Source organism: Streptomyces gottesmaniae, from assembly GCF_031845845.1.
In the GTDB taxonomy this organism is placed as follows: Bacteria; Actinomycetota; Actinomycetes; order Streptomycetales; family Streptomycetaceae; genus Streptomyces; species Streptomyces akebiae.
In genome coordinates this window covers 22,151-47,485 of sequence record NZ_JAVRFJ010000034.1, presented here as the reverse complement: position 1 = coordinate 47,485, position 25,335 = coordinate 22,151, and the positions used below count along the sequence as shown (strand labels likewise).

25 protein-coding genes are annotated in these 25,335 nt (G+C 71.3%); 11 read left to right on the top strand and 14 right to left on the bottom strand.

Translation table 11 applies throughout. The annotated features are described in order from the left end of the window. Positions 1–36: 36 nt before the first annotated feature. The 3 genes from RM704_RS31950 to RM704_RS31940 are packed head-to-tail and all read right to left on the bottom strand — an operon-like array spanning position 37 to position 3,892. Positions 37–1,809, bottom strand: coding sequence for a PEP-utilizing enzyme (locus tag RM704_RS31950; protein ID WP_311591570.1), 1,773 nt, complete (start codon positions 1,807–1,809; stop codon positions 37–39). Then, a complete protein-coding gene (locus RM704_RS31945; RefSeq protein WP_033530892.1) occupies positions 1,806–2,597 on the bottom strand; it encodes an SDR family NAD(P)-dependent oxidoreductase in 792 nt (263 codons plus the stop codon). The genes RM704_RS31950 and RM704_RS31945 overlap by 4 nt, the downstream gene beginning before the upstream one ends. Before the next feature lie 29 nt (positions 2,598–2,626). Beyond that, on the bottom strand, positions 2,627–3,892 hold the full coding sequence (locus tag RM704_RS31940) for an aromatic ring-hydroxylating oxygenase subunit alpha (RefSeq protein ID WP_052146395.1): 1,266 nt from the start codon (positions 3,890–3,892) through the stop codon (positions 2,627–2,629). Positions 3,893–4,185: 293 nt separating this feature from the next. Between RM704_RS31940 and RM704_RS31935 the strand changes: the two genes are divergently transcribed. From RM704_RS31935 to RM704_RS31920, 4 genes are all read left to right on the top strand, one after another. After that, entirely contained in the window at positions 4,186–4,674 is a 489-nt protein-coding gene (locus RM704_RS31935) for a VOC family protein (RefSeq protein WP_311591566.1), read from the top strand. Positions 4,675–4,792: 118 nt separating this feature from the next. After that, positions 4,793–5,803 carry a thiamine pyrophosphate-dependent dehydrogenase E1 component subunit alpha gene (locus tag RM704_RS31930; RefSeq protein ID WP_311591565.1) on the top strand — a complete coding sequence of 337 codons (1,011 nt, stop codon included), beginning with the start codon at positions 4,793–4,795 and terminating at the stop codon, positions 5,801–5,803. Further along, on the top strand, positions 5,800–6,834 hold the full coding sequence (locus tag RM704_RS31925) for an alpha-ketoacid dehydrogenase subunit beta (RefSeq protein ID WP_311591563.1): 1,035 nt from the start codon (positions 5,800–5,802) through the stop codon (positions 6,832–6,834). Before RM704_RS31930 ends, RM704_RS31925 begins: the two co-directional genes overlap by 4 nt. A 5-nt stretch (positions 6,835–6,839) precedes the next feature. Further along, a complete protein-coding gene (locus tag RM704_RS31920) occupies positions 6,840–8,294 on the top strand; it encodes a dihydrolipoamide acetyltransferase family protein (protein WP_033531096.1) in 1,455 nt (484 codons plus the stop codon). A 108-nt stretch (positions 8,295–8,402) separates the two neighbouring features. On the opposite strand, the gene RM704_RS31915 is transcribed toward RM704_RS31920, so the two are convergent. Further along, positions 8,403–9,008: a TetR/AcrR family transcriptional regulator gene (locus RM704_RS31915; RefSeq protein ID WP_033530894.1), complete on the bottom strand. Its 606-nt coding sequence runs from the start codon at positions 9,006–9,008 to the stop codon at positions 8,403–8,405. A gap of 140 nt (positions 9,009–9,148) precedes the next feature. Here RM704_RS31915 and RM704_RS31910 point away from each other — a divergent pair, with 140 nt between their 5' ends. Next, entirely contained in the window at positions 9,149–9,826 is a 678-nt protein-coding gene (locus tag RM704_RS31910; RefSeq protein ID WP_033530895.1) for a TetR/AcrR family transcriptional regulator, read from the top strand. Positions 9,827–9,832: 6 nt separating this feature from the next. Here the strand turns inward: RM704_RS31910 and RM704_RS31905 are convergent, their stop codons facing one another. The 7 genes from RM704_RS31905 to RM704_RS31875 form a co-directional block, all read right to left on the bottom strand. Then, entirely contained in the window at positions 9,833–10,537 is a 705-nt protein-coding gene (locus tag RM704_RS31905; RefSeq protein ID WP_033530896.1) for an SDR family NAD(P)-dependent oxidoreductase, read from the bottom strand. A 19-nt stretch (positions 10,538–10,556) separates the two neighbouring features. Further along, complete coding sequence (locus RM704_RS31900; RefSeq protein ID WP_033530897.1) at positions 10,557–11,711, bottom strand: thiolase family protein; 1,155 nt, start codon at positions 11,709–11,711, stop codon at positions 10,557–10,559. After that, positions 11,708–12,142, bottom strand: a complete 435-nt coding sequence (locus RM704_RS31895) for a Zn-ribbon domain-containing OB-fold protein (protein ID WP_033530898.1) — start codon at positions 12,140–12,142, stop codon at positions 11,708–11,710. Before RM704_RS31895 ends, RM704_RS31900 begins: the two co-directional genes overlap by 4 nt. Positions 12,143–12,159: 17 nt before the next feature. Further along, the gene (locus RM704_RS31890; RefSeq protein ID WP_033530899.1) at positions 12,160–13,278 is read right to left on the bottom strand and encodes an acyl-CoA dehydrogenase family protein; all 1,119 of its coding nucleotides are present in this window, start codon (positions 13,276–13,278) and stop codon (positions 12,160–12,162) included. Continuing rightward, a complete protein-coding gene (locus RM704_RS31885) occupies positions 13,275–15,884 on the bottom strand; it encodes a putative PEP-binding protein (protein ID WP_033530900.1) in 2,610 nt (869 codons plus the stop codon). Before RM704_RS31885 ends, RM704_RS31890 begins: the two co-directional genes overlap by 4 nt. Next, a complete protein-coding gene (locus RM704_RS31880) occupies positions 15,881–16,513 on the bottom strand; it encodes a hypothetical protein (RefSeq protein WP_311591557.1) in 633 nt (210 codons plus the stop codon). The genes RM704_RS31885 and RM704_RS31880 overlap by 4 nt, the downstream gene beginning before the upstream one ends. A gap of 94 nt (positions 16,514–16,607) precedes the next feature. Beyond that, entirely contained in the window at positions 16,608–17,447 is an 840-nt protein-coding gene (locus RM704_RS31875) for an enoyl-CoA hydratase/isomerase family protein (RefSeq protein ID WP_311591555.1), read from the bottom strand. Between the two features lie 116 nt (positions 17,448–17,563). Here RM704_RS31875 and RM704_RS31870 point away from each other — a divergent pair, with 116 nt between their 5' ends. The 3 genes from RM704_RS31870 to RM704_RS31860 all read left to right on the top strand — a co-directional run bounded on the left by RM704_RS31870 (position 17,564) and on the right by RM704_RS31860 (position 19,825). Continuing rightward, positions 17,564–18,781 (top strand): acyl-CoA dehydrogenase family protein, encoded by a 1,218-nt coding sequence (locus RM704_RS31870; RefSeq protein ID WP_033530902.1) that lies wholly within the window; start codon positions 17,564–17,566, stop codon positions 18,779–18,781. Positions 18,782–19,026: 245 nt separating this feature from the next. Continuing rightward, positions 19,027–19,608, top strand: a complete 582-nt coding sequence (locus RM704_RS31865; protein WP_033530903.1) for a TetR/AcrR family transcriptional regulator — start codon at positions 19,027–19,029, stop codon at positions 19,606–19,608. A gap of 82 nt (positions 19,609–19,690) precedes the next feature. Then, positions 19,691–19,825, top strand: a complete 135-nt coding sequence (locus tag RM704_RS31860; protein WP_311591552.1) for a hypothetical protein — start codon at positions 19,691–19,693, stop codon at positions 19,823–19,825. On the opposite strand, the gene RM704_RS31855 is transcribed toward RM704_RS31860, so the two are convergent. Next, positions 19,815–20,459 carry an NAD(P)-dependent oxidoreductase gene (locus tag RM704_RS31855; protein WP_033530904.1) on the bottom strand — a complete coding sequence of 215 codons (645 nt, stop codon included), beginning with the start codon at positions 20,457–20,459 and terminating at the stop codon, positions 19,815–19,817. The two genes, RM704_RS31860 and RM704_RS31855, sit on opposite strands and share 11 nt — an antisense overlap. A 435-nt stretch (positions 20,460–20,894) precedes the next feature. On the opposite strand from RM704_RS31855, the gene RM704_RS31850 reads away from it, so the two are divergent. The 3 genes from RM704_RS31850 to RM704_RS31840 all read left to right on the top strand — a co-directional run bounded on the left by RM704_RS31850 (position 20,895) and on the right by RM704_RS31840 (position 23,402). After that, positions 20,895–21,713, top strand: coding sequence for an SDR family NAD(P)-dependent oxidoreductase (locus RM704_RS31850; RefSeq protein ID WP_033530905.1), 819 nt, complete (start codon positions 20,895–20,897; stop codon positions 21,711–21,713). Between the two features lie 250 nt (positions 21,714–21,963). Continuing rightward, complete coding sequence (locus RM704_RS31845; RefSeq protein WP_033530906.1) at positions 21,964–23,001, top strand: type 1 glutamine amidotransferase family protein; 1,038 nt, start codon at positions 21,964–21,966, stop codon at positions 22,999–23,001. A gap of 272 nt (positions 23,002–23,273) precedes the next feature. After that, positions 23,274–23,402 (top strand): hypothetical protein, encoded by a 129-nt coding sequence (locus tag RM704_RS31840; protein ID WP_311591548.1) that lies wholly within the window; start codon positions 23,274–23,276, stop codon positions 23,400–23,402. Between the two features lie 67 nt (positions 23,403–23,469). On the opposite strand, the gene RM704_RS31835 is transcribed toward RM704_RS31840, so the two are convergent. Further along, a complete protein-coding gene (locus tag RM704_RS31835) occupies positions 23,470–24,018 on the bottom strand; it encodes a TetR/AcrR family transcriptional regulator (protein ID WP_033530907.1) in 549 nt (182 codons plus the stop codon). 289 nt (positions 24,019–24,307) lie between these two features. After that, the gene (locus RM704_RS31830) at positions 24,308–25,327 is read right to left on the bottom strand and encodes a zinc-dependent alcohol dehydrogenase (protein ID WP_033530908.1); all 1,020 of its coding nucleotides are present in this window, start codon (positions 25,325–25,327) and stop codon (positions 24,308–24,310) included. Positions 25,328–25,335 lie beyond the last annotated feature (8 nt).

Below are 25,335 nucleotides of genomic sequence, written 5' to 3'. Positions count from 1 at the left end.
CCCTCTGCCAGGAAGGAGCGACGGGCCCACGGTTGCTCAGATGCCGAGTGCCGCCGGGACGCCGTCCACGGTGACCGTGCCCTTCTCGCCGTCGACCGTGATCACCATGCCGTCCCGCAGCCGCCGTGTACCGCCCTCGACGGAGATGACGGCCGGGATGCCGAGTTCGCGGCAGACCACGACGGCGTGGCTGTTGAGCGCGCCCACGTCCACGACGGCCGCTCCCGCCACGAGGAACAACGGGGTCCAGGCCGCGTCCGTGATCGGCGCCACCAGCACCTCGCCCGGCTCCAGCGCCTCGCACGAGGCCGGGTCGGTGACCACCCGCACCCTGCCGGTGTAGGCGCCGTGGCTTCCGCCTACGCCCGTCAGCACATCGCCCTCCGCGGCGGTCGCGACGCCATCCTCGCTGCGCCGCGGCCAGCCGTCGATCTCGGTCTGTTCGTCCTGTGCGACGAAGAACGGCGGTTCCAGCTCGCGCAGCCCGGCGTATTCCTGAAGTCGCTGGGCGATGACGGGCTCGAAGCCGCCCGGGTCGGCGACATAGTCGTCGAGCTCCGTCTCCAGCAGCATCATCACGTCCTCGGGCTCGGCGAAGCGTCCCGCCTCGACCCCGCGACGACCCAGCTCCCTCACCGTCATGCGGATTTCGTTGATGACGGTCACACAGTTGGCCTTGGTCCGCTCACGTGCCGGGATCCACACCTGGGAAGCGTGCATGCCGGCGTCGAACATCGGCCGAGCGTCCTCGGGGAGGGCCGCTCGGATCTCCGCCGCGAGTTGTTCGCGGCGCTCGGTCAGCCTGCGGTGACGCGCGGCCGGAGCGTTGTCGTCGGAGGTGTGCCGGATCCGATCGACCAGAGCCAGCGCCTGGACCGGCGCCGCCTCCCAGGACAGCGCGTGGATGTCCCACTCGTTGGGGCCGCGGTCGCCGGACTCGGCGATGAACTCGTCGAAGGAGTCACGGAACGCCTTGACGTCTCCGGTCGCCCCTTCGAGGGCCTGCCGCACCGCGGCCGGACCCCGGTCGAACAGAGCTGTCAGCTCCGCCGAGGCCACCACCTGGCGGGACAGCGTCCACAGCCCGGTCGACGGAGAGGCGGAGTCCACGCCTCCCAGCCCGCCGATGAGGTCGAGCATCGCGCCGGGACGGTCGACGCTCGCGCACAGCGGTCCGAGGATCGCCGGCCCGACGGACGCGGGCAGCGAGGACTCGACATGCCGTTGGAAGGTCGTCTCCACGTCGGCCAGCAACGAGCGGGCGTGGGCCACCAACTCGACGTCGGACAGGGACGCCAGGTCGGGTCGCTCGCGCCTGACACGGCGCAGCCGCTCATGGTCGGCGTCGCCCTCCGGGTAGCCGGCCTGGCCGAGCATCCCCTGCAGCGTCGCTGTGGCCTTGGCCGTCAGTTCCGCGTCCAGGTCGTCGGGGTGCGGCACGTACACCGGCGTGTCGGAACGCTGGCCCACGAAGGCGGCGTCGATCTGGTCCGCGGTCTGCCCCATGCGGATGCCGAACAGCCGCAGGTGGGACAGGTTGAGGTAGAAGTAACCGCCGAAGATTCCGACGAACGGAGGGCGAGGGCCGCTGATCTCGTCCCCGCGGTAGATGCCGAACTCGACGAAACCGTGACGCCAGCCCTGCAGGCCGCGCCCCCATACCAGGGTCCAGCCCAGCGGGCTGGCCGGCTCCGGCAGGGTTTCGCCCGCGTTGGCCCGGGTGTAGTGGGGCAGTCGCTCGCTGCGCTGCCAGTCGGTGATCCAGTGCTTCATGGCGAGGGGGTTCCCGCCGTCCGTTCCGGCGCTCACCACTGCGCCGTTCCGCCGTCGACGCTGATCAGCGTGCCCGTGATGCCCGCGCCGGCGTCGCTCGCGAGCAGCGAGGCGACGCCCGCGATCTGCTCCACGGTGGTGATCTTCTTGGTGGCGGCGTGCTCGGCGAACCGGGCCAGCCACTCCTCGTACGAGATGCCCTCGGCCTCGGCCGCGGCCGGTCCGGCGGCCCGCATCAGGTCGGTGTCGACGGCGCCGGGGCAGATCGCGTTGCAGGTGATGCCCATGGTGCCGTACTCGAAGGCGGTCGCCTTGGTCAGACCGTGGATGGCGTGCTTGTTGGTGATGTAGTGGCTGATCGCGGGCTTGTTGGCCTGCTTGCCCTCGACCGAGGAGATGTTGATGACCCGGCCCCAGCCACCTTCCAGCATGGGCCTCAGCGCACGGCGGGTGCCGTAGAAGTAGGCGTTCAGGTTGAGGTCGAGCGCCTTGTGCCACGCCTCGTCACTCAGCTCGTGGACCGGGGCGAAGCCCTCGGTGCCTCCGACGTTGTTGACCATGACGTCCAGTCGACCGAAGCGCTCGACCGTCCAGTCGACCAGCGCCTCGATGTCCGACTGGCGGCTCGAGTCGCAGGTGTGGAAGACGGCCTTGTCGCCGGCCTGGAGTTCTTCCAGCGCCTGCTTGCCCTTGATCTCGGAGCGGCCGCTGAGCACGACCGTGGCTCCGTCGGCCAGGAAGGCCTCGGCGATGGCGCGGCCGATACTGCGCGTGCTGCCCGTGATCACCGCGACACGTCCGTCGAGGCTGCCCGTAGCCACCATGTTGTTCTCCTGCGGTCTCTGAGGGTTCGTCATCTGGACGCTTCGTCCAGGAGGCGGTGGATGGTGCGGTGGAAGTGCTGCAGTCCGGGTTCGTTGCGTCCGAAGACGAAGTCGGTCCCGGCGAGGGCCTTCAGCCCCCGTTGGACTCCGTAGGTGGTCGCGTAGTCCTCGTCGCGGACCACCTCGTAGAACCACTCGCCGAACTGGTCCGCGGCGTGGCGCTCCTCCTCGGTGACGGCCGGTTGGCGCAGCAGGATGATCTGCTGGGTCACCGATTCGGTGGCCGTCCGGGGGATCACGATGGAGACGGCGATCTTGTTGCGCCACGTACCGGCGATGGCCAGGCCGGGGAAGAGCCAGTAGATGGCTCCGACGATGTCGCCGGGGTCACGCTTGTCCGCGGGCAGGTCCACCATGTCGGCGATGGGCCGTAGGGCCGCCGCGAGACGCTGGTGGGGCCCCCAGGTGTCGTGGGCCATCATGTTGGAGAAGTTCGTCTCGAAGACCGTCTTCGTGTGCAGCGAGGCGAAGTGGTACGTCTCCAGGTACCCGTCGAGGGTGACTTTCCAGTTCGGGCTGGTCAGCTCTCGGGTCGCGTAGTGGTGGCAGTCCGCGAAGCGGAGCCCCTCCAGCAGCGGCTGCAGATCTCCCAGCCAGGCGTCCAGGTCGTGCTCGGCGTTCGGATCGAGCGATACGAAGACGATGCCGGCGCGCTCACCGACGGGGAGCTGGATCAGGCTGCGCTTGTCGCGTGGTACGTCGCCGAAGGTCTTCTCGGCGTACACGCCGCGCAGTTCCCCCGACAGGTCGTAGGACCAGGCGTGGTACGGGCAGGTGATCCGCTTCGCCACGCCGCAGCCCGGCTCGACGAGCTCGGCGCCACGGTGCCGGCAGGCGTTGATCATCGCGTGCACCACGCCCTGGCGGTCCCGGGTGATCAGGATGGGAGTGCCGAGCACGTCCAGTGCCTTGTAGGTGCCGGGCTTGGGAAGCTCGGACGACATGGCGAGCGGCAGCGGGACGCTCCGGTGGACGGCGTCCATCTCACGCAGCCAGCGGTCGACGTCGAGGTAGTTGTCGACGGGTTCCGTCCACTGCTCCTCGGCCTCGTGCGTCGTGTTGTTCCGGTAGTGCTCGATGACACGCTCGGCAAGGTCGGCCGCATCCTGCCGCATCGCCTTGCCCGCGTCGTCACTGGAGCGGTCCTGGCCGATCCATGAGTGGTATTCCGGGGCGGGGGGCGGCAAGGGGCGCTCGTCGCCCGCCGCTCGGGTCTCCGGTGAGATCTGGACCACGGTGTCCTCAATCCTCCCAGTCGCGAGCTGGTGAAGGGTTCCTGTGCTTCAGCTCCGCTGTGACCGACACAACAACAGGAGTTAGTGTTGTGTGTCAATAGAAAGTCGCGAAGTTTGGCTGTGCGGCATTCCGCAGGTCACCTTCGCTTTCTGCTGCGAGGGTAACCCCCGCTCAGCTCGATCTTTCTGGGGATCGACTCCAGCTGACGGGTGGGTGCGGGTGGCGAGTGGGCGGAGGGGGTCCAGTGGCCGATGAGAGGGCCGAGCCGGCTCGGGTGTCCCGAGGAGTGGCGATGACCCAGCCCTTCGAGGTCGGTGTCGTGGTGCGCGACCTGGAGGTGTTGGAGCGCTTCTATGGCGAAGTGCTCGGCTGCGTTCCGGTGCACCGCTCGCACATCCCGGACGCGATCGGCGGCCCGGCCGGATTGGGCGGGCCCCTGTCGGTCGTCTGGCTTCAGGTGCCGTCCGGGGGCCGGATCAAGCTGATACGACTTCGGGCGGATGCGGATGCGGATGCGGATGCGGATGCGGATGTGGGTTCGGCTGTGGCTGCGCGGCCGTCGGCCGTATCGCTGTCCGCACGCCGCGGCTTGTCCTACGTCACCTTCCACTTCGACGACATCGTGCCGGTCGTCGCCGCACTGCCGGCCGCCGGTGCCCGGCCGCTGTCGTCCCCGGTCGTCGTGGTGGCGCGGGACCGGCGGATCAGCTTCTGGGTCGATCCGGAGGGCAACGTCCTCGAACTGGTGGACCGGCGAGGCGGTGAACAGGAGACCCGTTGAACCCGGCCCATAGTAATTAGAGAACCTCTTCAGTAAGGTGCGCCCTGCTGGTTACTGTAGACCGGCAACAGAAAGTCCGATCGGTTGGAAACCTCGCAACGGGGCGAAGGGGCGGACGATGGTTCAAAGAGCACCGCGGAAGTCGGCCGCGAAGACCACACACCCAGCATCCGCGCAGGTCATCAAGGACCTGCACGAACGCATGGTGCGCATCAGGCTGTTCGAGACCGAGGCGGGAAAACTCATGGAGGCCGGGAAGCTGCCCGGCTTCCTGCACCTCTACGTCGGCCAGGAAGCCGTGGCCGCAGGCGTGATGGCGGCTCTGCGCGACGACGACCAGATCACCTCCACCCACCGAGGCCACGGGCACGCCGTGGCCAAGGGCGTCGGCTTCCGCGAGATGTACTCCGAGCTGTACGGCCGGGTCACCGGCGCCTGCCTCGGCCGCGGCGGGAGCATGCACATCAACGACCTCACCCGCGGCATGCTCGGCGCCAACGGCATCGTCGGGGCCGGCGTCCCGATCGCCGTCGGCGCGGCCTTCGCCGCCCGGTACAAGGGCGAGGACAACATCGCGGTGACCTTCTTCGGGGACGGCGCCACCAACATCGGCGCCTGGCACGAGGGCGCCAACATGGCCGCGATCCTGGACCTGCCCGTGGTCTTCGTCTGCGAGAACAACGGCTACGCGGAGTTCACCCCGCAGTCCGCGCACATGCTGATCACCGACGTCGCGGACCGGGCCGCCGCCTACGGCATGCCGAGTGTGATCGTCGACGGCATGGACGCGGTCGCCGTCCACCGGGCCGCCACCGAGGCCGTCGAACGGGCCCGGTCCGGCGCGGGCCCGATGATGATCGAGGCCAAGACCTACCGCTTCTTCGACCACCAGGGCGTCAAGGGTCTGCGGCACCCCTACCGCTCGGACGAGGAGGTCGCCGAGTGGAAGTCGCGCGACCCCATCGACCTGATCGAGGCCCGGGCCGTCGCCGACGGCACCGCCACCCGTGCGGAGCTGGACGAGGTGTGGCAGCGCACGCGCGACGAGATCGCCGAGGCCATCGCGTACGCGGAGGCGAGCCCCCTGCCCGACCCCGCCGACATGCTCCTCAACGTCTATTCGGGATGACCGCCATGACCCTCACCACCGAAGCACCGGCCGGCGTCCCGGTCGCAGCCGCCCGCAGACTGTCCTACGTCAAGGCCTTCAACGAAGGTCTCGCGCAGGCCATGCGCGAGGACGAGAACGTCTTCGTCGCCGGCGAGGACGTGGCCGGATACGGCGGCGTGTTCCGCATGTTCGACAACCTGCTCGACGAGTTCGGCCCCCGCCGCATGATCGACACCCCGATCTCCGAAGCCGCCCTGGTCGGCCTGGGGGTGGGAGCCGCCGCCCGGGGTCTGCGCCCCGTCGTCGACCTGATGTTCATGGACTTCATCGGTGTCTGCCTCGACCAGATCGTCAATCAGGCGGCCAAGATGAAGTACATGTTCGGTGGCGGGTTGTCCGTGCCGCTGACCATCACCACCGCCTCCGGCGCCGGCCTCGGTGCCGCCGCACAGCACAGCCAGAGCCTGGAGGCCTGGCTGGCCCACGTGCCCGGCCTCAAGGTGGTCATGCCGAGTGACGCCTACACCGCCAAGGGCCTGACCGTCTCGGCCATCCGGGACGACAACCCGGTCGTCGTCATGCTCAACAAGGTCCTGCTCGGCAGCACCAGTGAGGTGCCCGAGGAGATCTACGGCATCCCGCTGGGCCAGGCGCACACCGCGCGGCAGGGCTCCGACGTCACCGTGATCGCTCTCGGCCGCATGGTGGGGGAGGCACTCGCGGCCGCCGACGAACTCGCCGCCGAGGGCGTGGAGATCGAGGTCATCGACCCCCGCACCGTGCAGCCCCTGGACACCGAGACGATGTTCGCCTCCGTCCGCCGCACCAACCGGGTCCTCGTGGTGCACGAGGCCGTCACCTTCGGGGGTCTCGGAGCGGAGATCGCCGCCCAGATCCAGGACGTCGTCTTCGACTATCTGGACGCGCCGGTCCTGCGCATCGGCGCCCCCTTCTCCCCGGTTCCCTTCTCGCCGGTCCTGGAGAAGGCGTACGTGCCCGATCGCGCCCGTATCGCCCAGGGCTGCCGGCGTCTCCTCGAAAGGTCGTGACGGACGTGGCGGTCGAGGTTCTGCTGCCGAAGATCGGCCTGACCATGCAGGAAGGCACGATCGACGAATGGCTGGTGGCCACCGGCGCGGCCGTCGCGGAGGGCGACGCACTGCTGCGGCTGGCCACCGACAAGGTCGACGTGGACGTCGAGGCGGAGGCCGGGGGACTGTTCCACCCGGTGGTTCCGGCCGGGACCACCGTCCCCGCCGGAGCCCTCATCGGCTGGCTGCTCGCCGAGGGGGAGCAGCCGCCGGACCCGGGGGGTACGCCGATGCCTCCCGGGTCCGGATCCAGCGCGGGTGTGGCGGTCGTGCCCGCCCTGGACGGCGGCGGCGCGGAAACGACCCTCGTGCCCGCTCCCGCAGGCGGTGCGACTCCGGCCGGCCGGCCGGGGCTCACCGGCACCGGCGCCGCCCTCGACGCCGGGGTGCCCTCCGTCAACGGCACCGGCGGCCGGCTGCCGTCCTCACCGAACGCTCGAAGGGTCGCCGCCGACGCCGACGTGGACCTCACCGCCGTACGTGGCACGGGGCCGGGCGGCCGGATCGTCTCCGAGGACGTGGAGGAGTTCCTCACCGCCCTCACCGACGACCTCGTCACGTCGGCCGCGCCGGTCGGCGCCCCCTCCTCGCCTCTGGTCCGCAAGCTCGCCAAGGAGCGGGGCATCGACCTCTCCGAGGTGAACGGCACCGGCCTCGGCGGCCGGGTCCGCCGCTCCGACCTCGACGCCGTCGCTCCCGTGCCCGCTCGCCGGAACGCGGTCCCCCGACCCGGCGACGTCATTCCCCTCACGGGGATGCGCGGCACCATCGCGCGCAGGATGCACGCCAGCCTCCAGGAGATGGCGCAGCTGACGCACGGCTACGAGGTGCGGATGGACGCCGTGGTGTCCCTGCGGGAGCGGCTCAAGGAGGAGTGGGCCGACAGCGACCTGCCGGTGCCCAGCCTCAACGACTTCCTGCTGAAGGCCGCCGCCCTGGCCCTGCGCGAGCACCCGCTGCTCAACGCGACGGTGCGGGAGGACGGCATCCATCTGCTCGACGGCGTCCACCTGGGCTTCGCGGTGGCCGTGCCGGGCGGCCTGATGGTGCCCGTGATCGAGGACGCGGTGGCACTGCCGCTGCCCGAGATGGCGCGCCGGTCGAGGGCTCTGGCCGAGGCCGCGCGCGAGGGGCGGATCTCCCCCGCCCAGCTGGAAGGGGCCACCTTCACCGTCACCTCGCTCGGTGGATACGGCGTCGACTTCTTCACCCCCGTGATCAACCCCGGCAATGTGGCGATCCTCGGGGTGGGCAGGGTCAGGGACGGCGTCGAGTGGGACGGCGACCGGCCGCTGCGGACACGGGTGCTCACCCTGAGCCTCACCTTCGACCACCGTGCCGTCGACGGGGCTCCCGCCGCCGAGTATCTGCGCACCGTCGGTGAGTTGCTGCGCAAGCCGCTCCGTCTCCTGGTGTGAGCCACAGCGCCGTGTCGTCGCCGTGACCCCGACTCCGTCCAGGCGAGAGGCCCCTCACACTCAAGTGTGAGGGGCCTCTCGCCTGGACGCGCTCTTGCCGCCGCGGCACTAGGTGGTCGGGTCGGCGATGCGTTCCGCCAGCTCGGCGACCTCGCGGACGAAGGAGCGGTGCCCCAGCGACCGGTAGACGTCGTCGCCCCGGACCTGTGAGATCGCCGCCGTCTCCAGCAGCGCCAGCAGGCCCAGGCCGATCACGGCCGCCTCGGCGTCGGAGACGGACTCGCGGGCCTTGCGGATCAACCCCATCATCTCGTGGAGCAACTCGGCACGGCTTTCCTGGCGCAGTGCCTCCGCGTCCTGGCTCATGCCGGCCGACGACACGAAGAACACGGTGGCGGCGGATCGGTGCTCGCCCATCCAGGCCAGCAGCACGGTGACCGCCGCCGCGATGTCCGAGCCGGGTTCGTGTGCCTCCGTGAGCGCCCGCAACTGCTCGCGCAGCGCTGTGGCGAACGCCCGCATCCCCTCTGCCAGGACCTGGTCCTTGGAGGAGAAGTGGTAGTACACCGCTGCCGAGGTCATCTCGGCGCGAGCGGCGATGTCGGCCACCGTCACCTCGTCGGGCGGCTGGGTGGCGAACAACTCGGTGGCTGCTTCGATCACCCACTGCTTGCGCGACGGACGATGAGCGGCTCGGGTCCGGGAGGTCGTCATGGTGTCAAGTATGCCGGGATCCGAAGGTCCCGGAGCCCCATACACAGCAGGAATTATGCCGACCAACGGTGCTACTTACTGCATAGAATGGTCAGTACGCAGGGCCCACGGACGCGGGTTCACGGCAGTCGGCAGGGAGCATGATGGCCACCACGAAGAACGGCAAGCAGCCCGCCCACCGACCCTCGCGACGGCAGCACATCATCACCGCCGCCGTCCGGGTGTTCGGCCGCAACGGATTCGCCGAGACCAGCATCCAGGACATCGCGGACGAGGCGCAGGTGGTGCCGACGGCCGTCTACTACCACTTCGACGGCAAGGAGGAGCTGCTCGAACTCGCCATGCGCCGGGTCTTCGACCAGCTCAACGCGGTCGTGGAGGCGGCCCGGCCGGAGTCCGAGCCGGGTGACGCGGAGGGTCTGGTCCGCGTCATCGACGCCGTGTGGGACTGGGTGGAGAAGAACCCGGAGGAGGCCCGTCTGTACCAGGTCCAGGTCGCCTCGGCCAACGGCAGTGTCAAGGTGCTGCGGGACGAGTTCGAACAGCGGCACATCCAGCGCGGCTACGACTATCTGCCGGAGAGCACCACCCGCAGCCCCCGGGCGGCGAGGACCCGGCACGCGGCACAGGCGCTCGCGGTCCGCACACTGATCAGTACGACCATGCTCGTCACCGCGCTGCGGGCGGAGGGCGGCCCGCTGTCCCAGTTGCCCTCCCGGTCCGTGCTGGAGGCGGTCAGGGAGCTGGCACTGCGCATCGTCGCCACCGAACAGACCCCGGCGAAGACGGCCCAGGCTCCGGCGACGTCACCGAGCTGAGGCGGTTCACCAGGGCAGTGGCCGGCGCTCGACGAACAGCCCGCCCGTCGTCGAGTCGCCCTCGGGGAGGGTCGCCAGCCAGACCGGGGTGTCCGCACCCTCCTCCGGCCCGCGCGGAGCGGACGGGCCGCCCATGCCGCTGCGGGTCCAGCCGGGGTCGGCGGCGTTGACCAGGACACCCGTGCCGGCCAGCTCGGCCGCGAGCATCCGGGTCAGGGCGTTGAGCGCCGTCTTGGAGATGCGGTAGGCGGGGTGCCGGCCGGAGTTCATCAGCGCCAGTGAACCGTAGGAGCTGGTCACGTTCACGATCCGGCCGTAGCCGGCCTCCACCATGCCCGGGACGACGGCCTCCGCCACGCGCCAGGCGCCGGTGAGGTTCGTGTCCAGGGTCGAACGCAGAATGTCCTCGTCGAGGTACGGGGGCCGCAGTTCCCCGTCGAGAGACACGCCCGCGTTGTTCACCAGGACGTCGATCCCTCCGGTCAGCTCCCGAGCCTCCCGCACCGCTTCGGTGACGCTCTTCGCGGAGGTCACGTCCAGTGCCAGCGGCAGTGCCGCCCGGCCCACGGCACGGCACGCCTCCTCGGCCGCCGCCCGTTGCCGTGCCCCGACCAGGACCCGTAGCCCCCGGTCCGCGAGCTGTCGGCCGATCTCCAGGCCGATGCCGCGTGCCCCGCCGGTCACCAGCGCTGTTCTGTCGCCGTGCCCCATGATGTGTGCTCGCCGCCTCTCACAGTGTCAAGATCGAGCAGGCGCTGATTCCGGGCGCCCCGTACACATGGGTGAAGCCCACCCGGGGAGCACCCGGCACCTGCACACCGGGTGCCCGGCCCTGCAACTGTCGTACGACCTCGTGGAACTGCCGTAGCCCGGAGGCGCCGACGGGCTCCCCGCCGGCCAGGCATCCGCCGTCGGTGTTGACCGGTGTCCGGCCCATGGCTTCGGTGGCGCCGGCGGCCAGCAACTCCTCCTGCTCTCCATGGGCGCACAGCCCGGTCTCCGCCAGGTGGATCAGTTCCGAGCCGCTGTCGGTGTCCTGCAACTGGGCGACCTGGACGTCCGCCGGCCGCACTCCCGCCGTGCGGAAGACCGCCTCCGCGGCGTCGACGCTGGGGCTGCGGTGCGGGCCCGGCGGCAGCCAGGGCGAGAACACCTCGAAGGAACCGAACCGCCTGGTCCGGAAGGCCAGCGACGCCAGCCTGACCGGTCGCTCGCACAGGTCGAACGCACGGTCGCCGAGGGCCAGGACCAAGGCCGCCGCGCCCTGTCCGGGGGAACAGAACATGTACTGGGTGAGCGGGGGACTGACCTCGGCGGACTCCAGGATCTCCCGCTCGGTCAACGGCTTGCGCCGCCAGGCCAGGGGATGGTGCGAACCGTTGCGGAAGGCCCGCGCGGCGACCATCGCCAGCGCCCGCTCCGAGATCCCGTGCTCGTACAGGTACCGCTGGGTCTTCAGCGCGAAGAACTGCGTCGTCAGCATCATGCCGGTCTCGGCGTACCAGTCACCCAGGCCGTAGCGCGCCGCGGAGACGTGGAACGCCCCCCGCTCGTGCTTGTCGAACCCCACCGCCAGCCCCACGGAGGCCTCGCCCGCGCGCAGCGCGTTGGCCACCGTGAGCACGGTGGAGGCGCCGGTCGCGCAGCCGTTCTGCACGTTGACGAACGGCACTCCGGTCAGGCCCAGCCGGCCCACCAACGTGTCGGGCTTGCCGGACACGTCGGAGCCGCCGGCCGCGTAGCCGATGTCCTCCCAGGCGACGCCCGCGTCGGCCAGCGCCTCGCGCACCGCGTGCTCGGCCATGTCCATTCCGGTGACGCTCTCGTCGCGGCCGAAGGGATGCATGCCGCATCCGACCACGTACACGTCGTCGGCCCGGCTCATCGCTCACCCTCCCGCTCCGGGCGGAACGCGAAGGTCACCACTTCGGTTCCGTCCTCGTCCTCGTAGGCGGGCACCGTGGTGAGCCGGACCGGCAGACCGATGCGGATCTCCGCGCGGGGCACAGCCAGCCGCGCCTCGACCAGCACCTCACCGAGGTCCACATAGCCCACGTGATAGGGCCGGTGGCCGCCGGACGGCACCCGGTACGGCGACTTCGGCGGGAACGCCTGAAGCGTCCACGACCAGACCCGCCCGCTCACCGGCAGCACCCGCGGCGTCATCGTCCCGTCCGAACACCGGGGGCACGAGTCCTGCCGGGGGAAGACGACGGTGGCGCAGCCGGAGCAGCGGGCGCCCACGAGACGCGGTGGATCCCCGTTGCCGTACTCCCCGCTCTCGAACAGGGACTCGTCGATGAGTCTGGTGGCCATGCCGTCCCGCCTTCCAGTCACCAGCCGAGCAGCCCGGCCAGCCGTTCCCGATGGTGTGCGGCGCCGCCCAGCAGGACCGCGTCCGACTGGGCGCGCCGGAAGTACAGGTGCGCGTCGTGCTCCCAGGTGAAGCCCATCCCGCCGTGGAACTGCACGCACTCGGCGGCGACGGAGACGAACGCCTCGCCGCACCACGCCTGTGCCACCGCCGCCGCCTCGGCCAGCGCCTGCGGGGATCCGTCCGCCCGGACCGCGCGGACCACGGCGGACCGTGCGGCCTCGACCTGGAGCAGCATGTCGGCGCAGGCGTGCTTGACGGCCTGGAAGCCGCCGATCGCCCTGCCGAACTGGGTCCGTTCGCGCACATGGGCCACCGTCATGTCCAAGGCGGCCTGCGCTCCGCCCAGTTGCTCGGCGGCCAGAGCCACCAGGGCCACGTCCAGGGCGCGGGAGACGATGTCCGCCCCCTCGCCGCCGACGGTCAGCGGCCGTGCCCGGGCAGCGGAGAAGGTGACCACCGCCTGGCCCCGGCTGAGGTCCAGAGTGGGCACCCGGCGCACCGTGACTCCCGGCGCGCGCGGGTCGGCCAGGAACACGTCCACACCGTCGGGTCCGGCGGCGGCCACCACCAGCGCCTCGGCGTCGGCGCCGTCGAGGACGAACGGCGCGGTGCCGTCCAGCAGCGGGACGCCGCCCCGCCAGGAGACGGCCACCGGTACGGCGTCCGCCCGCCACGCCCCGTCGGGCGCGGCCACCGCCAGCGCGTGCACGGTGCCCTCGGCCAGCGCGGCCGACGCCTCGTCGGCGGTGCCACAGCCGGCCAGCACCTGCCCGGCCAGCACGGTGGAGGACAGCAGCGGTACGGGTGCCAGCGTCCTGCCCAACTCCTCGCAGACGGCGGCGATCTCGGCGAGTCCGCCGATGCCTCCCGCCGACTCGGGCAGGCCGAGCGCCGCGAGACCGACCTGCCGGCCGAGGGTGTCCCACAACCCGGCGTCGATGCCGGGCGCCTCCTCGGACAGCCGGCGTGCCGCGGCGGTGCCGCCGGCATCCGCGCACACCGAGCGAACGGTCTCGCGCAGGTCCGCAAGCTCGGTCTCCGACAGGGCCGCGGCCTCGGTCATGGTGCTCGTCATCGTGTGCTCCCGCTCTCGTCGCGCCGCTCGGCGTCCTGCCGTCGGCCCAGGGCACTGTGCGCGGCCGCCATCCGGGCCACCGGCACGCGGTGCGCGGAACAGGAGACGTAGTCGAGGCCGAGGTCGTCGCAGAACGCGATCGACTCCGGATCCCCACCGTGCTCACCGCACACGCCCAGCTTGATACCGGGCCGCGCGTCCCGTGCCCGCTCGGCGGCCAGGCGGATCAGGGCCCCCACCCCGTGCGGGTCGAGCCGCGCGAACGGGCTTGCGGTCAGCAGCCCGCGTTCCTGGTACGCGACGAGCACCTGCCGTTCGACGTCGTCCCGGGAGAACCCGTAGGTGAGCTGCGTGAGGTCGTTGGTGCCGAAGGAGAAGAACTCGGCGTGCTCGGCGAGTTCACCGGCCAGGAGCGCGGCGCGCGGGGTCTCGATCATCGTGCCGAGCCGGTACGGGACCCGCACCCCGGTGCGGGCGGCGACCGTGTCGGCGGCGCCCCGTACGTACGCGGCGGCGGCCGCCAGTTCCTCCGGCAGGCTGACGAGCGGGATCATCACCTCCAGCTCCGGCCGGACCCCGGTGGCGGCGACATCCGCCCAGGCGGCGAAGAGGGCCTCGGCCTGCGCCGGGTAGAGCCTCTCGTGCAGCAGCGCCAGCCGCACACCGCGCAGCCCGAGCATCGGATTCGCCTCGCGCAGCGCGGCGGCCCGCTGTTCCTCGGCCGCGTCCAGGGCCTGCCCGGGGGCGGGCAGGAACTCGTGCAGCGGGGCATCCAGCAGGCGCACGGTCACCGGGCGGTTCCCGACCGCGGCCAGCAGCGCGCGGAAGTCCTCGTGCTGGGCGCGCTCCAGCTCCGTCAGCGCCTCGTCGCGGGCGGCCGGGTCGGCGGCCAGGAGCACGCGCCGGATCAGTGGCAGCCGCTCGCCGAGGAACTGGTGCTCCGTACGGCACAGCCCCACCCCCTCCGCGCCCAGGGCCAGGGCCGTGTCCACCTCGGCGGCCGTGTCGGCGTTGACCCGCACGCCCAGTCGGCGCATGCCGTCCGCCCACTCCAGCAGGGTGGACAGTTCGGGTGGCGGTCCGGCCACACTGACGTGCAGCGTCCCCGCGTACACGGCGCCGCTGCGGCCGTCCAGCGAGATCGGGTCGCCCTCACGCAGCACCCGCTCCCCGATGCGGACCGTCCCGGCCGCGGGGTCCACGCGCAGCCCCTCCGCGCCGCACACCGCGGGCGTGCCGGAGCCCCGCGCCACGACGGCGGCGTGCGAGGCGATACCGCCACTGCCGGTCAGCACGGCGGCGGAGACCAGCATCCCGGGGACGTCCGCCGGGGTCGTCTCACCGGCCACGAGCACGACCCGCGTGCCGTCCGCGGCCAGTTCGAGGGCACGTTCACTGGACAGGACGACCACTCCGGTCGCCGCCCCCGGGGACGCGGGCAGCCCCTTCGCCAGGAGCTCCTCCCCACCGGTCAGCCGTAGTTGGGGGTGCAGCAGTTCCTGCACCTGCGCGGGAGTGATCCGCCGGACGGCCTCCTCGCGGCCGAGCGCCCCGTCCCGGGCCAGGTCCGTGGCGACGCACACCGAGGCACGGAGCGGCGGGCGGGATTGCGGCGAGGCGGCGAGCAGGGAGATCTCGTCGTCGCGCACCTCGAAGTCGACCGACACCGGCGCGCGCAGATGCCGCTCCAGGGTGAGCAGGGAGTGTTCAAGGAGCGCGGTGCCACCCGCGAGCCGGTCCAGCGGTTCTCCGGTGTTCGGCGGCGGGGCGCTGCGGCGCACCCCGCGGAAGAAGGAGCCCCGCGGGGAGAGACGCCCGGTCTCGGGGTCGCGGCTGGTCGCCGTGCCGTAGCCGGAGTGGTCGGCCGGGCCGATGCGCAGGGCCTGGACATGCAGGGCGACAGCCAGGTCGGCGGGGAGCCGCTGGGATCGGCGGGACCTTCTCGCACGCGGCGAGTCCCACCGGGCGAGCAGGGCACGGGCGGCCAGCGCGAGCTGTTGCGCCGGCTCGTCGGGAAAGGGGCGGGAGCCGTGTTCCGCCGCCAGGGACAGCAGTACCTCCACCCGTACCCGTGGCGCCGGCGTGTCCAGGAGTGCGTCGTCGAGCACCGCGCCGGGCACGTCGAGGGCGTACTCGGCGATCATGCGCACCGTGGCGGCCCACACCTCGTACAGCGCGTCCGAGCGCCCGATGAGGGCGCACAGGTCGTCGGCACGGGCGGGAGTGACGCCGAGACAGGCCAGGTCGGGCGGCAGTCCGGCGATCTCGGTCGGCGCGCTCGCCGACAGGCGCAGCAGCAGCGGCCGGGCCGCGTCGTCGATACGCCGGCCCGAGAGCTGTTCGACCAGGTCCACGGCGGCCTGGGCGGTGTCGGGATCGCACAGCGACGCGGCGGCGCCGGCGGGCACGGTGAGCCCCGGCACGACCGGCAGACCGAGGGCCACCAGGCGGTCCATCGCCGCCCCGTGCGCGCCCAGTTCGTCGGCTTCGAGGCCCCGGGTGTGTCCCTGGCCGTAGGGCACCAGGAGCCGCCCGGGGGTCCCGGAGGGCGTGACGGAGGTCCGGGACCGTGCGAGCGGTCCCGCCTCGCGGTCGGTGACGCTCACCCTCTGCTCCTCGTGACCAGCTCCTCTTCGAGGGCCTCGTCCTCGGCCCTGCTGATGCCCAGGACGAGCAGCAGCTCCTGGTGCAGCCGCATCCACACGGTGTGGTACGAGTCGCACAGCGGCGAGGCCAGCCACTGCGGGGCGCCGTCGTCGAAGCGGTCGAGGGCCTCCTCCAGGGCCGTCAGGTACCGTCCGCTGCCCGCGAGCACCCCGTCCAGCCTGCGCAGCACGGGCTGGATCGCCTCGTGCACGTCTTCCAGCGACTCGCGCACCCCGGCGTCGTAGACCTCGTCGGAGTGGTCGTTGACCGAGCCGTCGGGGCGGCACTGCCAGGCCGTGCACACGTCGCGGATCTTGCGGTTGACCGGCAGGAACGCCTCGTACGCCGAGGTGATCCGCTCCTCCCGCTCGGAGCCCGGGGGGACCCGCAGGATCCGCGCGACGGCGGTCTTGGCGCGCTCGGTCGGCAGCACCACCGGCCCCTTCACCATCGCGAGCCCGGCGTCGACCAGCGGGCGGTGCTCGGACTCCGGCCGGCCGCGCCACATGCCACGCAGAACGAGGTCGACGACGCCCTCGGTGAGGGTCTCGTCGAATGCGTCCGGAAGGTCCACGGCAGCAGATTGCATCGCCACACCATTTCCCCGGTTCTGTGGTGACCGGTTCCTCGGTCCTGTGTTGCCCGGAGGTTACGCCCCGGCGGGCCTGTTAGTGAAGAGGGACTCAAGAAACACTTTCCGCTTTCCTGGCCCCGGCCCGGCCGTCATCCGCCTTCGGACGGCTTCCCGAAGCGAGGAACGACGCCATGCGGTCCTGCGCCTGACGGCCGTCGGCCAGGGCGGCGATCAGCCGCGCCTCCTCGGCGAGATGGCGGCGCAGCTCCTCGCCGGCGCCGACGCGCAGCAGCCCCTTCGAGGCCCGCAGCGCGTCCCCGGCGCCGGCGGCCAGATCGGCCGCGATCCGACGCGCCGCGCCGTCCAGTTCCCCGTCGTCCACCGATCGGGAGACCAGGCTCCAGCGTTCGGCATCGTCGCCGGTCAGGACGCGATTGGTCAGGATCAGGTCCGCCGCCCTGCGGGGGCCCAGCAGGCGTGGCAGGAACCACGAGGCTCCGCAGTCCGGCGTGAGGCCGATCGCCGTGTACGCCAGCCGGAACCGTGCCGACCGGCCCGCCAGAACGATGTCACCCACCACGGCGAGGCCGATCCCCCCGCCCGCGGCCGCGCCGCGCACCGCCGTCACCAGCGGTACCGGCAGTTCGTACAGGGCCTGTATCGCGGCGTGCGCGGCGCTCGCCACAGCGTGCACGTAGGCGCCGGTCCCCGCGCCGAGGCCGGCGAAGGCGCGCAGGTCACCGCCCACGCAGAAGCTGCCGCCCGTCGACCGCAGCAGGACCGCGCCGCCGGGGTCCGCGGCCACCTCGACGGCCGTGTCCCGCAGCGCCTCGGCCGTCCTCAGATCCAGGGCGTTTCCCCGGCCGGGATCGTCCAGCCGCAACTCGACGACTCCGTCGGGGTGCCGGACGATCCGGACCGGCTCGGTACTCGCAAGGACGCTCATCATGCTTCTCCTGCCGTCTTCCCGTCGCCGGGTGCTTCCCGGCAAGATACTGAAGACGCTATACAGTTTCCAAGACGCGGCGGGCACCGATGCCCGTACGCCCGTCGGCGGGAGGCCACGTGCCCATCCAGTTCGATATCGATCCGGCTGTCGCGCAACTCGCCGCGTCCACCGCCGCGTTCGTGCGCGAGGTCGTCATTCCGGCCGAGCGCGAGTGCGGCGGGTCCGTGCACGACGCCCCCGAGGCGCTGCGCGAGACCCTGCAGAAAGCCGCCCGGGACGCGGGGGTGTTCGCTCCGCACGTACCGACGCGCTGGGGCGGACACGGGCTCGACCTGCGCGGCCAGGCGGTGGTGTTCGAAGCGGCCGGCTACTCGCTGCTCGGACCGCTGGCGCTGAACTGCGCGGCCCCGGACGAGGGCAACATGCACCTGCTGGAGCAGGTGGCCACCGACGAGCAGAAGCAGAGGTATCTGGCACCGCTCGCCGCGGGCGAGTCCCGCTCCTGCTTCGCCATGACCGAACCGGCTCCGGGAGCCGGTGCCGATCCCCGCTCCCTGCGGACCACCGCGACCCGGGTCCCCGGCGGCTGGCGCATCGACGGGCACAAGTGGTTCATCACCGGCGCCCACGGCGCCGACTTCGCCATCGTCATGGCCCGGACCTCCGGCAGCCCCGGTGACCCGGGCGGCGCCACCATGTTCCTGGTCGACGCGGACACCCCCGGCATGCGCCTCGTCCGCTCCATCGAGACCCTGGACGAGTCGCTCTTCGCCGGGCACAGCGAGATCGTCTTCGAGGACTGTGTGGTGGGGGAGGGCCAGGTGCTCGGCGCGGTGGACCGCGGCTTCGAAGGCGCCCAGGTCCGGCTGGGCCCCGCCCGGATGACCCACTGCATGCGCTGGCTGGGAGCCGCCCGCCGCGCCCAGGACGTCGCGCTGGAGCGGGCGGGCAGCCGGATGGCGTTCGGCTCGGTGCTGGGAGACCTCGGCATGGTCCAGCAGATGCTGGCCGACTCCGAGATCGACATCGAGGCGAGCCGTGCACTGATCCTGCGCACCGCCTGGGAACTGGACACCGGCTCCGCCGCCGCCTCTCAGCTGACCTCGGTGTCCAAGACCTTCGTGGCGGAGGCGGTGAACCGGGTGGTGGACCGGGCGGTGCAGATCTGCGGAGCGCTCGGCATCTCCGCCGCCGACGCCCCGTTGGCCCGCCTCTTCAGGGAGGTCCGGCCGTTCCGCATCTACGACGGCCCCTCGGAGACCCACCGCTTCGCCATAGCGCGCCGCGCGGTACGGCCCTACCGCCGGCCACGCCCGACCACCACCGACGCCTGATCGTGCCGCGGGGCGCCTGACGGGAGGCCTGCCCGGGCGGGTGCCCTGCGTCTGTGCCGAGGAGGCCCGGGTTCTTCGGGGAGTGCGACACCAGGAGGTTCTTCCTGGGCCCGCTCGCTGAACTACGCATGGCCCGGTCTGCCCTTGCCAGCCGGACAGCGGTCCGCTACTTTCCAGAGTTCCGGACTATTGTCCGTTTGGCGGTGAGCTCGTGGGTGTGAGCCCGGAAGGAGGGGGAGTGCGGAGTGCGGACCAGGAACGAGGGACCTCAGCGCTCGGACGCGCAGCGCAATCGCGAGCGCATCCTGCGGGTGGCGCTGGACGAGTTGTCGCGCGACGTGGACGCCCCGCTGAGTTCGATCGCCAAGAAGGCGGGGGTCGGGCAGGGCACGTTCTACCGCAACTTCCCCAACCGCGAAGCTCTCGTCCTGGAGGTCCACCGCCACGAGGTGCGGCAGCTCACCGACGCCGCGGCGGCACTCCTCGGAACCCGGACGCCCGACCAGGCCCTGCGGGAGTGGATGGACCAGCTCGCCCGCTTCGCCGTGGCCAAGGCCGGCTTGTCCGACGCGATGCGTCGGATCGTCGGTACGTCGGACGGTCCGGCGCAGCCGGGATACGCGCTGGTCGTCGAGGCGATCGAGGCTCTGCTCGCCGCCAACCACGAGGTCGGCGCCATTCGCCCGGGCGTGACGGTGGACGACTTCCTCCTGGCCATCGCCGGTATCTGGCAGATCGATTCCCGCGGGGACTGGCAGGCCCAGAGCGCTCGCCTTCTCGAACTCGTCATGGACGGCCTGCGCGTGGGGGCCCCTGGACCGCGTTGAGGTCGACCTCGACCGTCGGTCGCAGAGCGGGCGTCGTCGCTGACGGCGCCGCCGTTGCCGCGGTGGAAGGAGGCGGGTCGATGTGCTTCTCGCCGAGCTCGACGGCACGTCGCAGGACGGCGCGACCGGTCCCGGGATCGCGGGCGGTCGAAAGGCTTCGCGAGCACTGACATCGCATGACGCGGAAGGCGATGCGGCGCCGCTCGTCAGTCCGTGATGACGGCCTGCCGGTTGATCCACTCGGTGCTTCGGGCCGCCTTGTACATGAAGTCGGCGACGTCCGCGCGGCTGATCGTCGGGTTTCCCTTCATCGGCAGGCGCTCGCCGACGCGGTAGGTGCCCTTGGCGGGGTCCTTGGTCAGCATGGTCGGATAGACCAGCGTCCAGTCCAGGCCGCTGGAGCGGATCGCCTTCTCGGAGATCTCCTTGTTCGCGTAGATGTTCCGCAGCAACGTGCTGTATATGACCTTCTGCACGGCGCTCGCCGACCGATAGGTGTCTCCCACGCCGAACGAGGACAGCCAGACCAGGCGGGAGACGCCCACGTCCTTGGCCGCACCGACGACGGCGGCCGCGGCGCGGGTGAACAGGTCGTCGGCGCGCACGGAGGTGCTCCTGCCGAGGGCTGCCACGACGACGTCCTGGCCGATCATGGCCTTCGCGACATCGTGGTGCGAGGTGGCGTCGCCGGCGACCACGGTGACCTGGTCCGCTTGGCCCGCCAGCTCCGTCATGTCCACCAATGCCTCCGGCCTGCGCGCCAGGAGTGTGACCTTGTCGCCGGACCGAAGGGCCAGGTCGACGATGTGGCGGCCGGTGGGGCCCGTCGCGCCGAGGATGAGCAGATTCATGGCAGAGGGAACCTTCCGTGTGCTCCGGGGAGGGGTGCGGATCCACCTAAGCGGACAGTTGTCCGCTCCTGGAAGAACGTACCGGACAGCTATCCGCTTGGCAAGGGTCGGCCGTCTCGCGGCCATCCGTCCGCCCGCGTCGTTGTGCCCCTCGCGAACGGGTTCCTCCCCGTAGGGCGACAAGGGCGGTGCAAGGTCGCGGCCGGTGATCCGGCGGCCGCTCGCCGCCTGGGGGCGGCGTCGGAGGGGCTCACCGGGACGAGCTGTCCCGCAGGAGGTCCAGGCCCGGCGCAAGGTCGCTGACCGTGGAGCCGCGGGCTGCTGTCGCCCCCCGGCCCCCGCATGCACTCGAAAGCGGGATGTTCGTCCCGTATAGTTAATCGGGATGGTCGTCCCGTTTGTGGTGGCCGTCCATCCCCACAGGAGGTTCACGTCATGAGCAAGGTCTGGTTCATCACCGGTTCGTCGCGCGGTTTCGGCCGTGAGTTCGCCCTCGCCGCCCTGGAGCGCGGCGACAAGGTCGCGGCAACCGCCCGGAACACCGAAACGCTGACCGACCTGGTCGAGCGGTTCGGTGACGCGGTGCTGCCGCTGCGTCTGGACGTCACCGACCGTACGCAGGTCTTCGAGGCGGTCGCGGCGGCCAAGGAGCGGTTCGGCCGGCTGGACGTGGTGGTCAACAACGCCGGTTACGCCCTGATCGGCGCCGTGGAGGAACTCGGCGAGCAGGAACTGCGCGACGAGCTGGAGACCAACGTCTTCGGCGTCCTCCACGTCACCCAGGCGGTACTGCCCGTCCTGCGTGCGCAGGGCAGCGGCCACATCGTCCAGATCTCCTCGGTCATGGGGCTGACCACCTTGGCCGGCGCGGGCGGCTACAGCGCCTCCAAGTGGGCGCTGGAAGGCCTGAGCGAGGCGCTCTCCCACGAAGTCGCGCCCTTCGGCGTCAAGGTCACGGTGATCGAACCCGGCGGCTTCGCCACCGACTTCACGAATTCGTCGGTCTTCACCGCGCACCGCCAGGACGCCTACGACCCCCTGCACGCGTCGCTGAACGAGATGAGCGCCGCCGCCCGGATGCCCGGCCCCGAGGCTGTCGGCGGTGCGATCCTCCAGCTGGTCGACGCCGAGCAGCCGCCGCTGCGCGTGTTCTTCGGTGAGCAGGGCACGCAGTGGGTGCCCGCGGTCTACCAGCAGCGTCTGGAGACCTGGGCCGAGTGGGCGCACGTGTCCAAGGCCGCGGAAGGCAAGTAACGGCCTTCCGGCCCTCGGGCCCCGGCACGCCCACCCCACGGCGTGCACCCGTACCGCCCGCGCCGGTGAGGGCCTGGGCGGCACACCCGCTCGGGCCTCCCTCACCCACAGACAGCAGGCGCTTCTCCAGCGAAGCGAAGCACCTTCGACGTCACCTTCGCCCCGCACGACCCACAGCAGCGCAACCAGGAGCGGGCCGATCGTGCCCACTCGTCCCACACCACCGAGGCCCACTGAAGGAGCCCCCGTCATGCCCACCACCAAGCGTCGCGCACTGATCGTCATCTCGTCCGGACGCCGGCTGCCGCTGGTCGAGCCCGCGGACGTCGGGTCGATCTCGACCGGGTTCTTCCTGGTCGAGATGGCTCAGGTGCTCAAGGAGTTCGAGAACGACTACGAGTTCACCTTCGCCACCCCCGACGGCAACGCCCCGCAACTCGACATCAACGGCATGGCCCTGTCCGTGCACTCCATCGAGAAGACCGGCGCCAAGACCCTCCCCCTGCGTATGCAGCAGCGCCGCCGCTCGTTCGACGCCGACAGCTTCCGGCAGCGCCACCCCCAGCTGGTCGCCCGCCGCGAGCAGGAAGTCCGGCTGCTGGAGCGGCACATCGGCCGGATCCCGGTCTCCGAACTGCTGCCCAACAGCGAACCGGAGCTCACCGAGTACCGCCCCGAACTGATCCGCCGCCTCGACAAGCTGCCCGAGGGCACCTTCCACTCGCTGCGGGAGCTCGTCCTGCGCCACCGCGACCCGGCCGACCCGTTCACCCTCGCCGACTTCGACTTCATCCACACCCCCGGCGGTCACGCCCCCATGGTCGACTTCCGAGACAACCCGTGGCTCGGCGAGACCCTCCACGTGGCCCGGGAGAACGGCGTCACCATCTCGTTGATCTGCCACGCCCCCATCGCGGTGACCTCCACCCGGCAGCGCGTGGACGCGCAGGGCGCCGCCTACTCCGTGAAGGACAACCCGTTCCTCGCCGCGACCATCTCGACCGTCCCCAAGATCGGCGAGCGGTTCGCGCTGCGGTTCCTCTACCCGCGGGTCCCGGGCAGGACGACCCGCCTCCCCTACTTCGTCGACGTGGCCATCAAGGAAGCCGGCTTCACGGTCGCGTCCTCCCTCAACATCTCCGCCCCGGCCCTCGCCTACGAGCCGTCCGTACGCCTGCTCACCGGCAACGGCCCCCAGGCCATCGACAAGCAGACCGCCGAACTCCGCAGCATCCTCACCCACAGCCCCGCTGCCCGCCGGACCAGCGGCAAGCACGCGAGCGCGTAGCGGCGACCGCACACTGTGCCGACCAGGCAGCCGACAACACGGTCGAACAGACCGGACAGGTACGGAGCGGGCCGATACGGCCGCCTCCGTACCTGTCCTGGTTCTGGTTCTGGTTCTGGTCTGGTTCTGGTCTGGGTCGGATTCCGTCGGCAGACACGCCTCCGACGACCCGGACGCCCTGCGGGCACCGCGCGACGCCGGTCTGCAACTCCGTCGAGGAAGCCGTCGCCCTGGACCGGGACCCGCACACGTCGAGAGCCGCGCACGACACCATGCCGCTGCACCACCGCCTCAAGGCACGGTCGCCGGCTCTCCCGCAGTCGGCGCCCGCCTTCGGTGACCACTTCCGCACCGACCTGCGCACCTGGGCCCTGGGCCGCGTCCCGGGCGACGGCACATGAGCGCGACCCTGCGACCGAACCCCGGGCTCACCGCTTCCCCGGTCCTCGGCGCGGTCGGCGGACGCCGCTACCGCTGGGCGCGCAGGCCCGCGCACGCCAGGTCGATCATGCGCCTGCGCGCCTCCGGGTCGGGACCCTGCTGCTCCCGGGCCAGACAGCCGACGATGAGCGCCTTGACGTCGGCACGCACGACGTCCGGCCGTACGGCGCCGGCCTTCTGCGCCCCGACGAGCAGTTCCTCTTCCACGGCCAGCAGATTGTGCTCGGGGGCCAAGGCCACCGAGTGGACGTCGAAGCCCGTCCCGCTCATCGCCTGCGACAGACCGAGATTGGCCGCGAAGTGATCGACCATCAGGGCGAAGAACTCGAAGAACGCCGTGCCCGGATCACGGGTCGCGGACAGTTCCCGGGCCCGGTCGACGATCTCGGCCACCAGACGCAGCACGATCGCCTCGTACAGCGAGTCCTTCGTCGGGAAGTGCCGGCTGACCGTCCCCGTGCCCACACCGGCCCGCCGGGCGATCTCCGCCACCGGTACCGACAGCCCCTCGGTGGCGAACGTCTCCAACGCCACCTCCAGGACACGCTGGCGGTTGCGCTCGGCATCAGCACGCATCAAAGACCCTCAGACTTCCGACCAAGCGGGACAACTGTCCCGATTGTAGTCGACCGGCCTTCCGGGACCGCCGCAGAGACGGGATCACCGTCCCGCCGCACCGTGCATGCCGGCCATCCCCGGCACGGGCTCGCTGTCCCAGCTGGAGGACCTCATGGGCGCCGACGAGATCACCCTCACACGCGCGACACCCGGCTGTACCTGAGCCGCGGCGCCGGGCCCCGGCCCCGGCTCGGCTCCCCCCCCATGTAGGGGACCGGATGCCCGAGAGCGGCCGCGCCCGGTCAACTCAGCTGTCCAGGACGAAGATCGGCTTGTGGCCGGCGCGGTCGGAGGTCAGCACGTCGGGGAGCTCGTTCCAGCCGTAGATCCCGCTGGTGACCAGCTCGGGGTGGAGCGTGCCGGCGGCCACCGCCTCCAGGGTCGGTGTCATGTTCGGCCGCGCGTGCCCCTTGCCGTTGTGGAAGTGGACTCCGCGCTGGTACAGCGCGAGCAGAGGGAGCTGGACCTCGTCGAAGTAGATGCCGACGCTGTTGACGTGGCCCTCGGGCATGACCGACAGCAGTGCCTTGCGCAGCCGCTCGGGGTCGCAGCTGGCGTCCACGGCGAGGTGGAAGTCCTTCTCCCGCTTGCCGTGGATGTCCTGGACCTCGGCGCCCAGCTGCTCGGCGACCTTCATCCTGACCGGGTCGTCGTCGTAGTAGACGGTACGGGCGCCGGCGCAGTGGACCGCCACGTCGGCCACGTACAGGCCGATGGAGCCGGTTCCGCCGAAGACCGCGATCTTCGGGGCGGTGATGCCGGCGATGGTCGGCATCACCGTCTCCCAGCCGAGCGCGAGATTGTCGCCGATGGAGGCAAGGTGCACGGGGTCGACCCCGGCGGGCAGCTTGGCGAGGTTGAAGTCCGCGTAGGGAACGCGGATCAGTTCGTCGAAGGTGCCGCCCCAGGCTCCGTTCACCGGAAGGCCGTACTGGGCGTCGCCGTGGGCGAGGCAGCGGGCGGTGTGCCCGAGTTCGCACTGTGCGCAGGTGCCGCACGCGATGTGCCACGCGACGCCGACGACGTCTCCGACCGTGACATCGGTGCAGTCGGGGCCGACCTCGACCACCGTGCCCACGCACTCGTGGCCGAGCGGGAAGGGACCGAATCCGGAGAACGGCGTCCTGTCGGCGATGACATGGTGGTCGAGATCGCAGGTCGTGGCCGCGAGCGGGCGCACGAGCGCGTCCGTGCCCTCGACGAGGGTGGGGGCGTCGACCTCGTCGAAGCGCAGCTGTCCGGGCGCGACGAACATCAGGCTCTTCATGGAGAAAC

Bases quoted from the DNA above. Each gene is read 5' to 3' on its own strand.
- RM704_RS31890 (WP_033530899.1), bottom strand. From the start codon at position 13,278: ATGACGAGCACCATGACCGAGGCCGCGGCCCTGTCGGAGACCGAGCTT.
- RM704_RS31935 (WP_311591566.1), top strand. From the start codon at position 4,186: ATGACCCAGCCCTTCGAGGTCGGTGTCGTGGTGCGCGACCTGGAGGTG.
- RM704_RS31850 (WP_033530905.1), top strand. From the start codon at position 20,895: ATGAGCAAGGTCTGGTTCATCACCGGTTCGTCGCGCGGTTTCGGCCGT.
- RM704_RS31895 (WP_033530898.1), bottom strand. From the start codon at position 12,142: ATGGCCACCAGACTCATCGACGAGTCCCTGTTCGAGAGCGGGGAGTAC.
- RM704_RS31835 (WP_033530907.1), bottom strand. From the start codon at position 24,018: ATGCGTGCTGATGCCGAGCGCAACCGCCAGCGTGTCCTGGAGGTGGCG.
- RM704_RS31845 (WP_033530906.1), top strand. From the start codon at position 21,964: ATGCCCACCACCAAGCGTCGCGCACTGATCGTCATCTCGTCCGGACGC.
- RM704_RS31945 (WP_033530892.1), bottom strand. From the start codon at position 2,597: ATGGTGGCTACGGGCAGCCTCGACGGACGTGTCGCGGTGATCACGGGC.
- RM704_RS31830 (WP_033530908.1), bottom strand. From the start codon at position 25,327: ATGAAGAGCCTGATGTTCGTCGCGCCCGGACAGCTGCGCTTCGACGAG.
- RM704_RS31925 (WP_311591563.1), top strand. From the start codon at position 5,800: ATGACCGCCATGACCCTCACCACCGAAGCACCGGCCGGCGTCCCGGTC.
- RM704_RS31915 (WP_033530894.1), bottom strand. From the start codon at position 9,008: ATGACGACCTCCCGGACCCGAGCCGCTCATCGTCCGTCGCGCAAGCAG.
- RM704_RS31905 (WP_033530896.1), bottom strand. From the start codon at position 10,537: ATGGGGCACGGCGACAGAACAGCGCTGGTGACCGGCGGGGCACGCGGC.
- RM704_RS31840 (WP_311591548.1), top strand. From the start codon at position 23,274: ATGCCGCTGCACCACCGCCTCAAGGCACGGTCGCCGGCTCTCCCGCAG.
- RM704_RS31880 (WP_311591557.1), bottom strand. From the start codon at position 16,513: ATGCAATCTGCTGCCGTGGACCTTCCGGACGCATTCGACGAGACCCTC.
- RM704_RS31855 (WP_033530904.1), bottom strand. From the start codon at position 20,459: ATGAATCTGCTCATCCTCGGCGCGACGGGCCCCACCGGCCGCCACATC.
- RM704_RS31930 (WP_311591565.1), top strand. From the start codon at position 4,793: ATGGTTCAAAGAGCACCGCGGAAGTCGGCCGCGAAGACCACACACCCA.
- RM704_RS31900 (WP_033530897.1), bottom strand. From the start codon at position 11,711: ATGAGCCGGGCCGACGACGTGTACGTGGTCGGATGCGGCATGCATCCC.
- RM704_RS31875 (WP_311591555.1), bottom strand. From the start codon at position 17,447: ATGATGAGCGTCCTTGCGAGTACCGAGCCGGTCCGGATCGTCCGGCAC.
- RM704_RS31910 (WP_033530895.1), top strand. From the start codon at position 9,149: ATGATGGCCACCACGAAGAACGGCAAGCAGCCCGCCCACCGACCCTCG.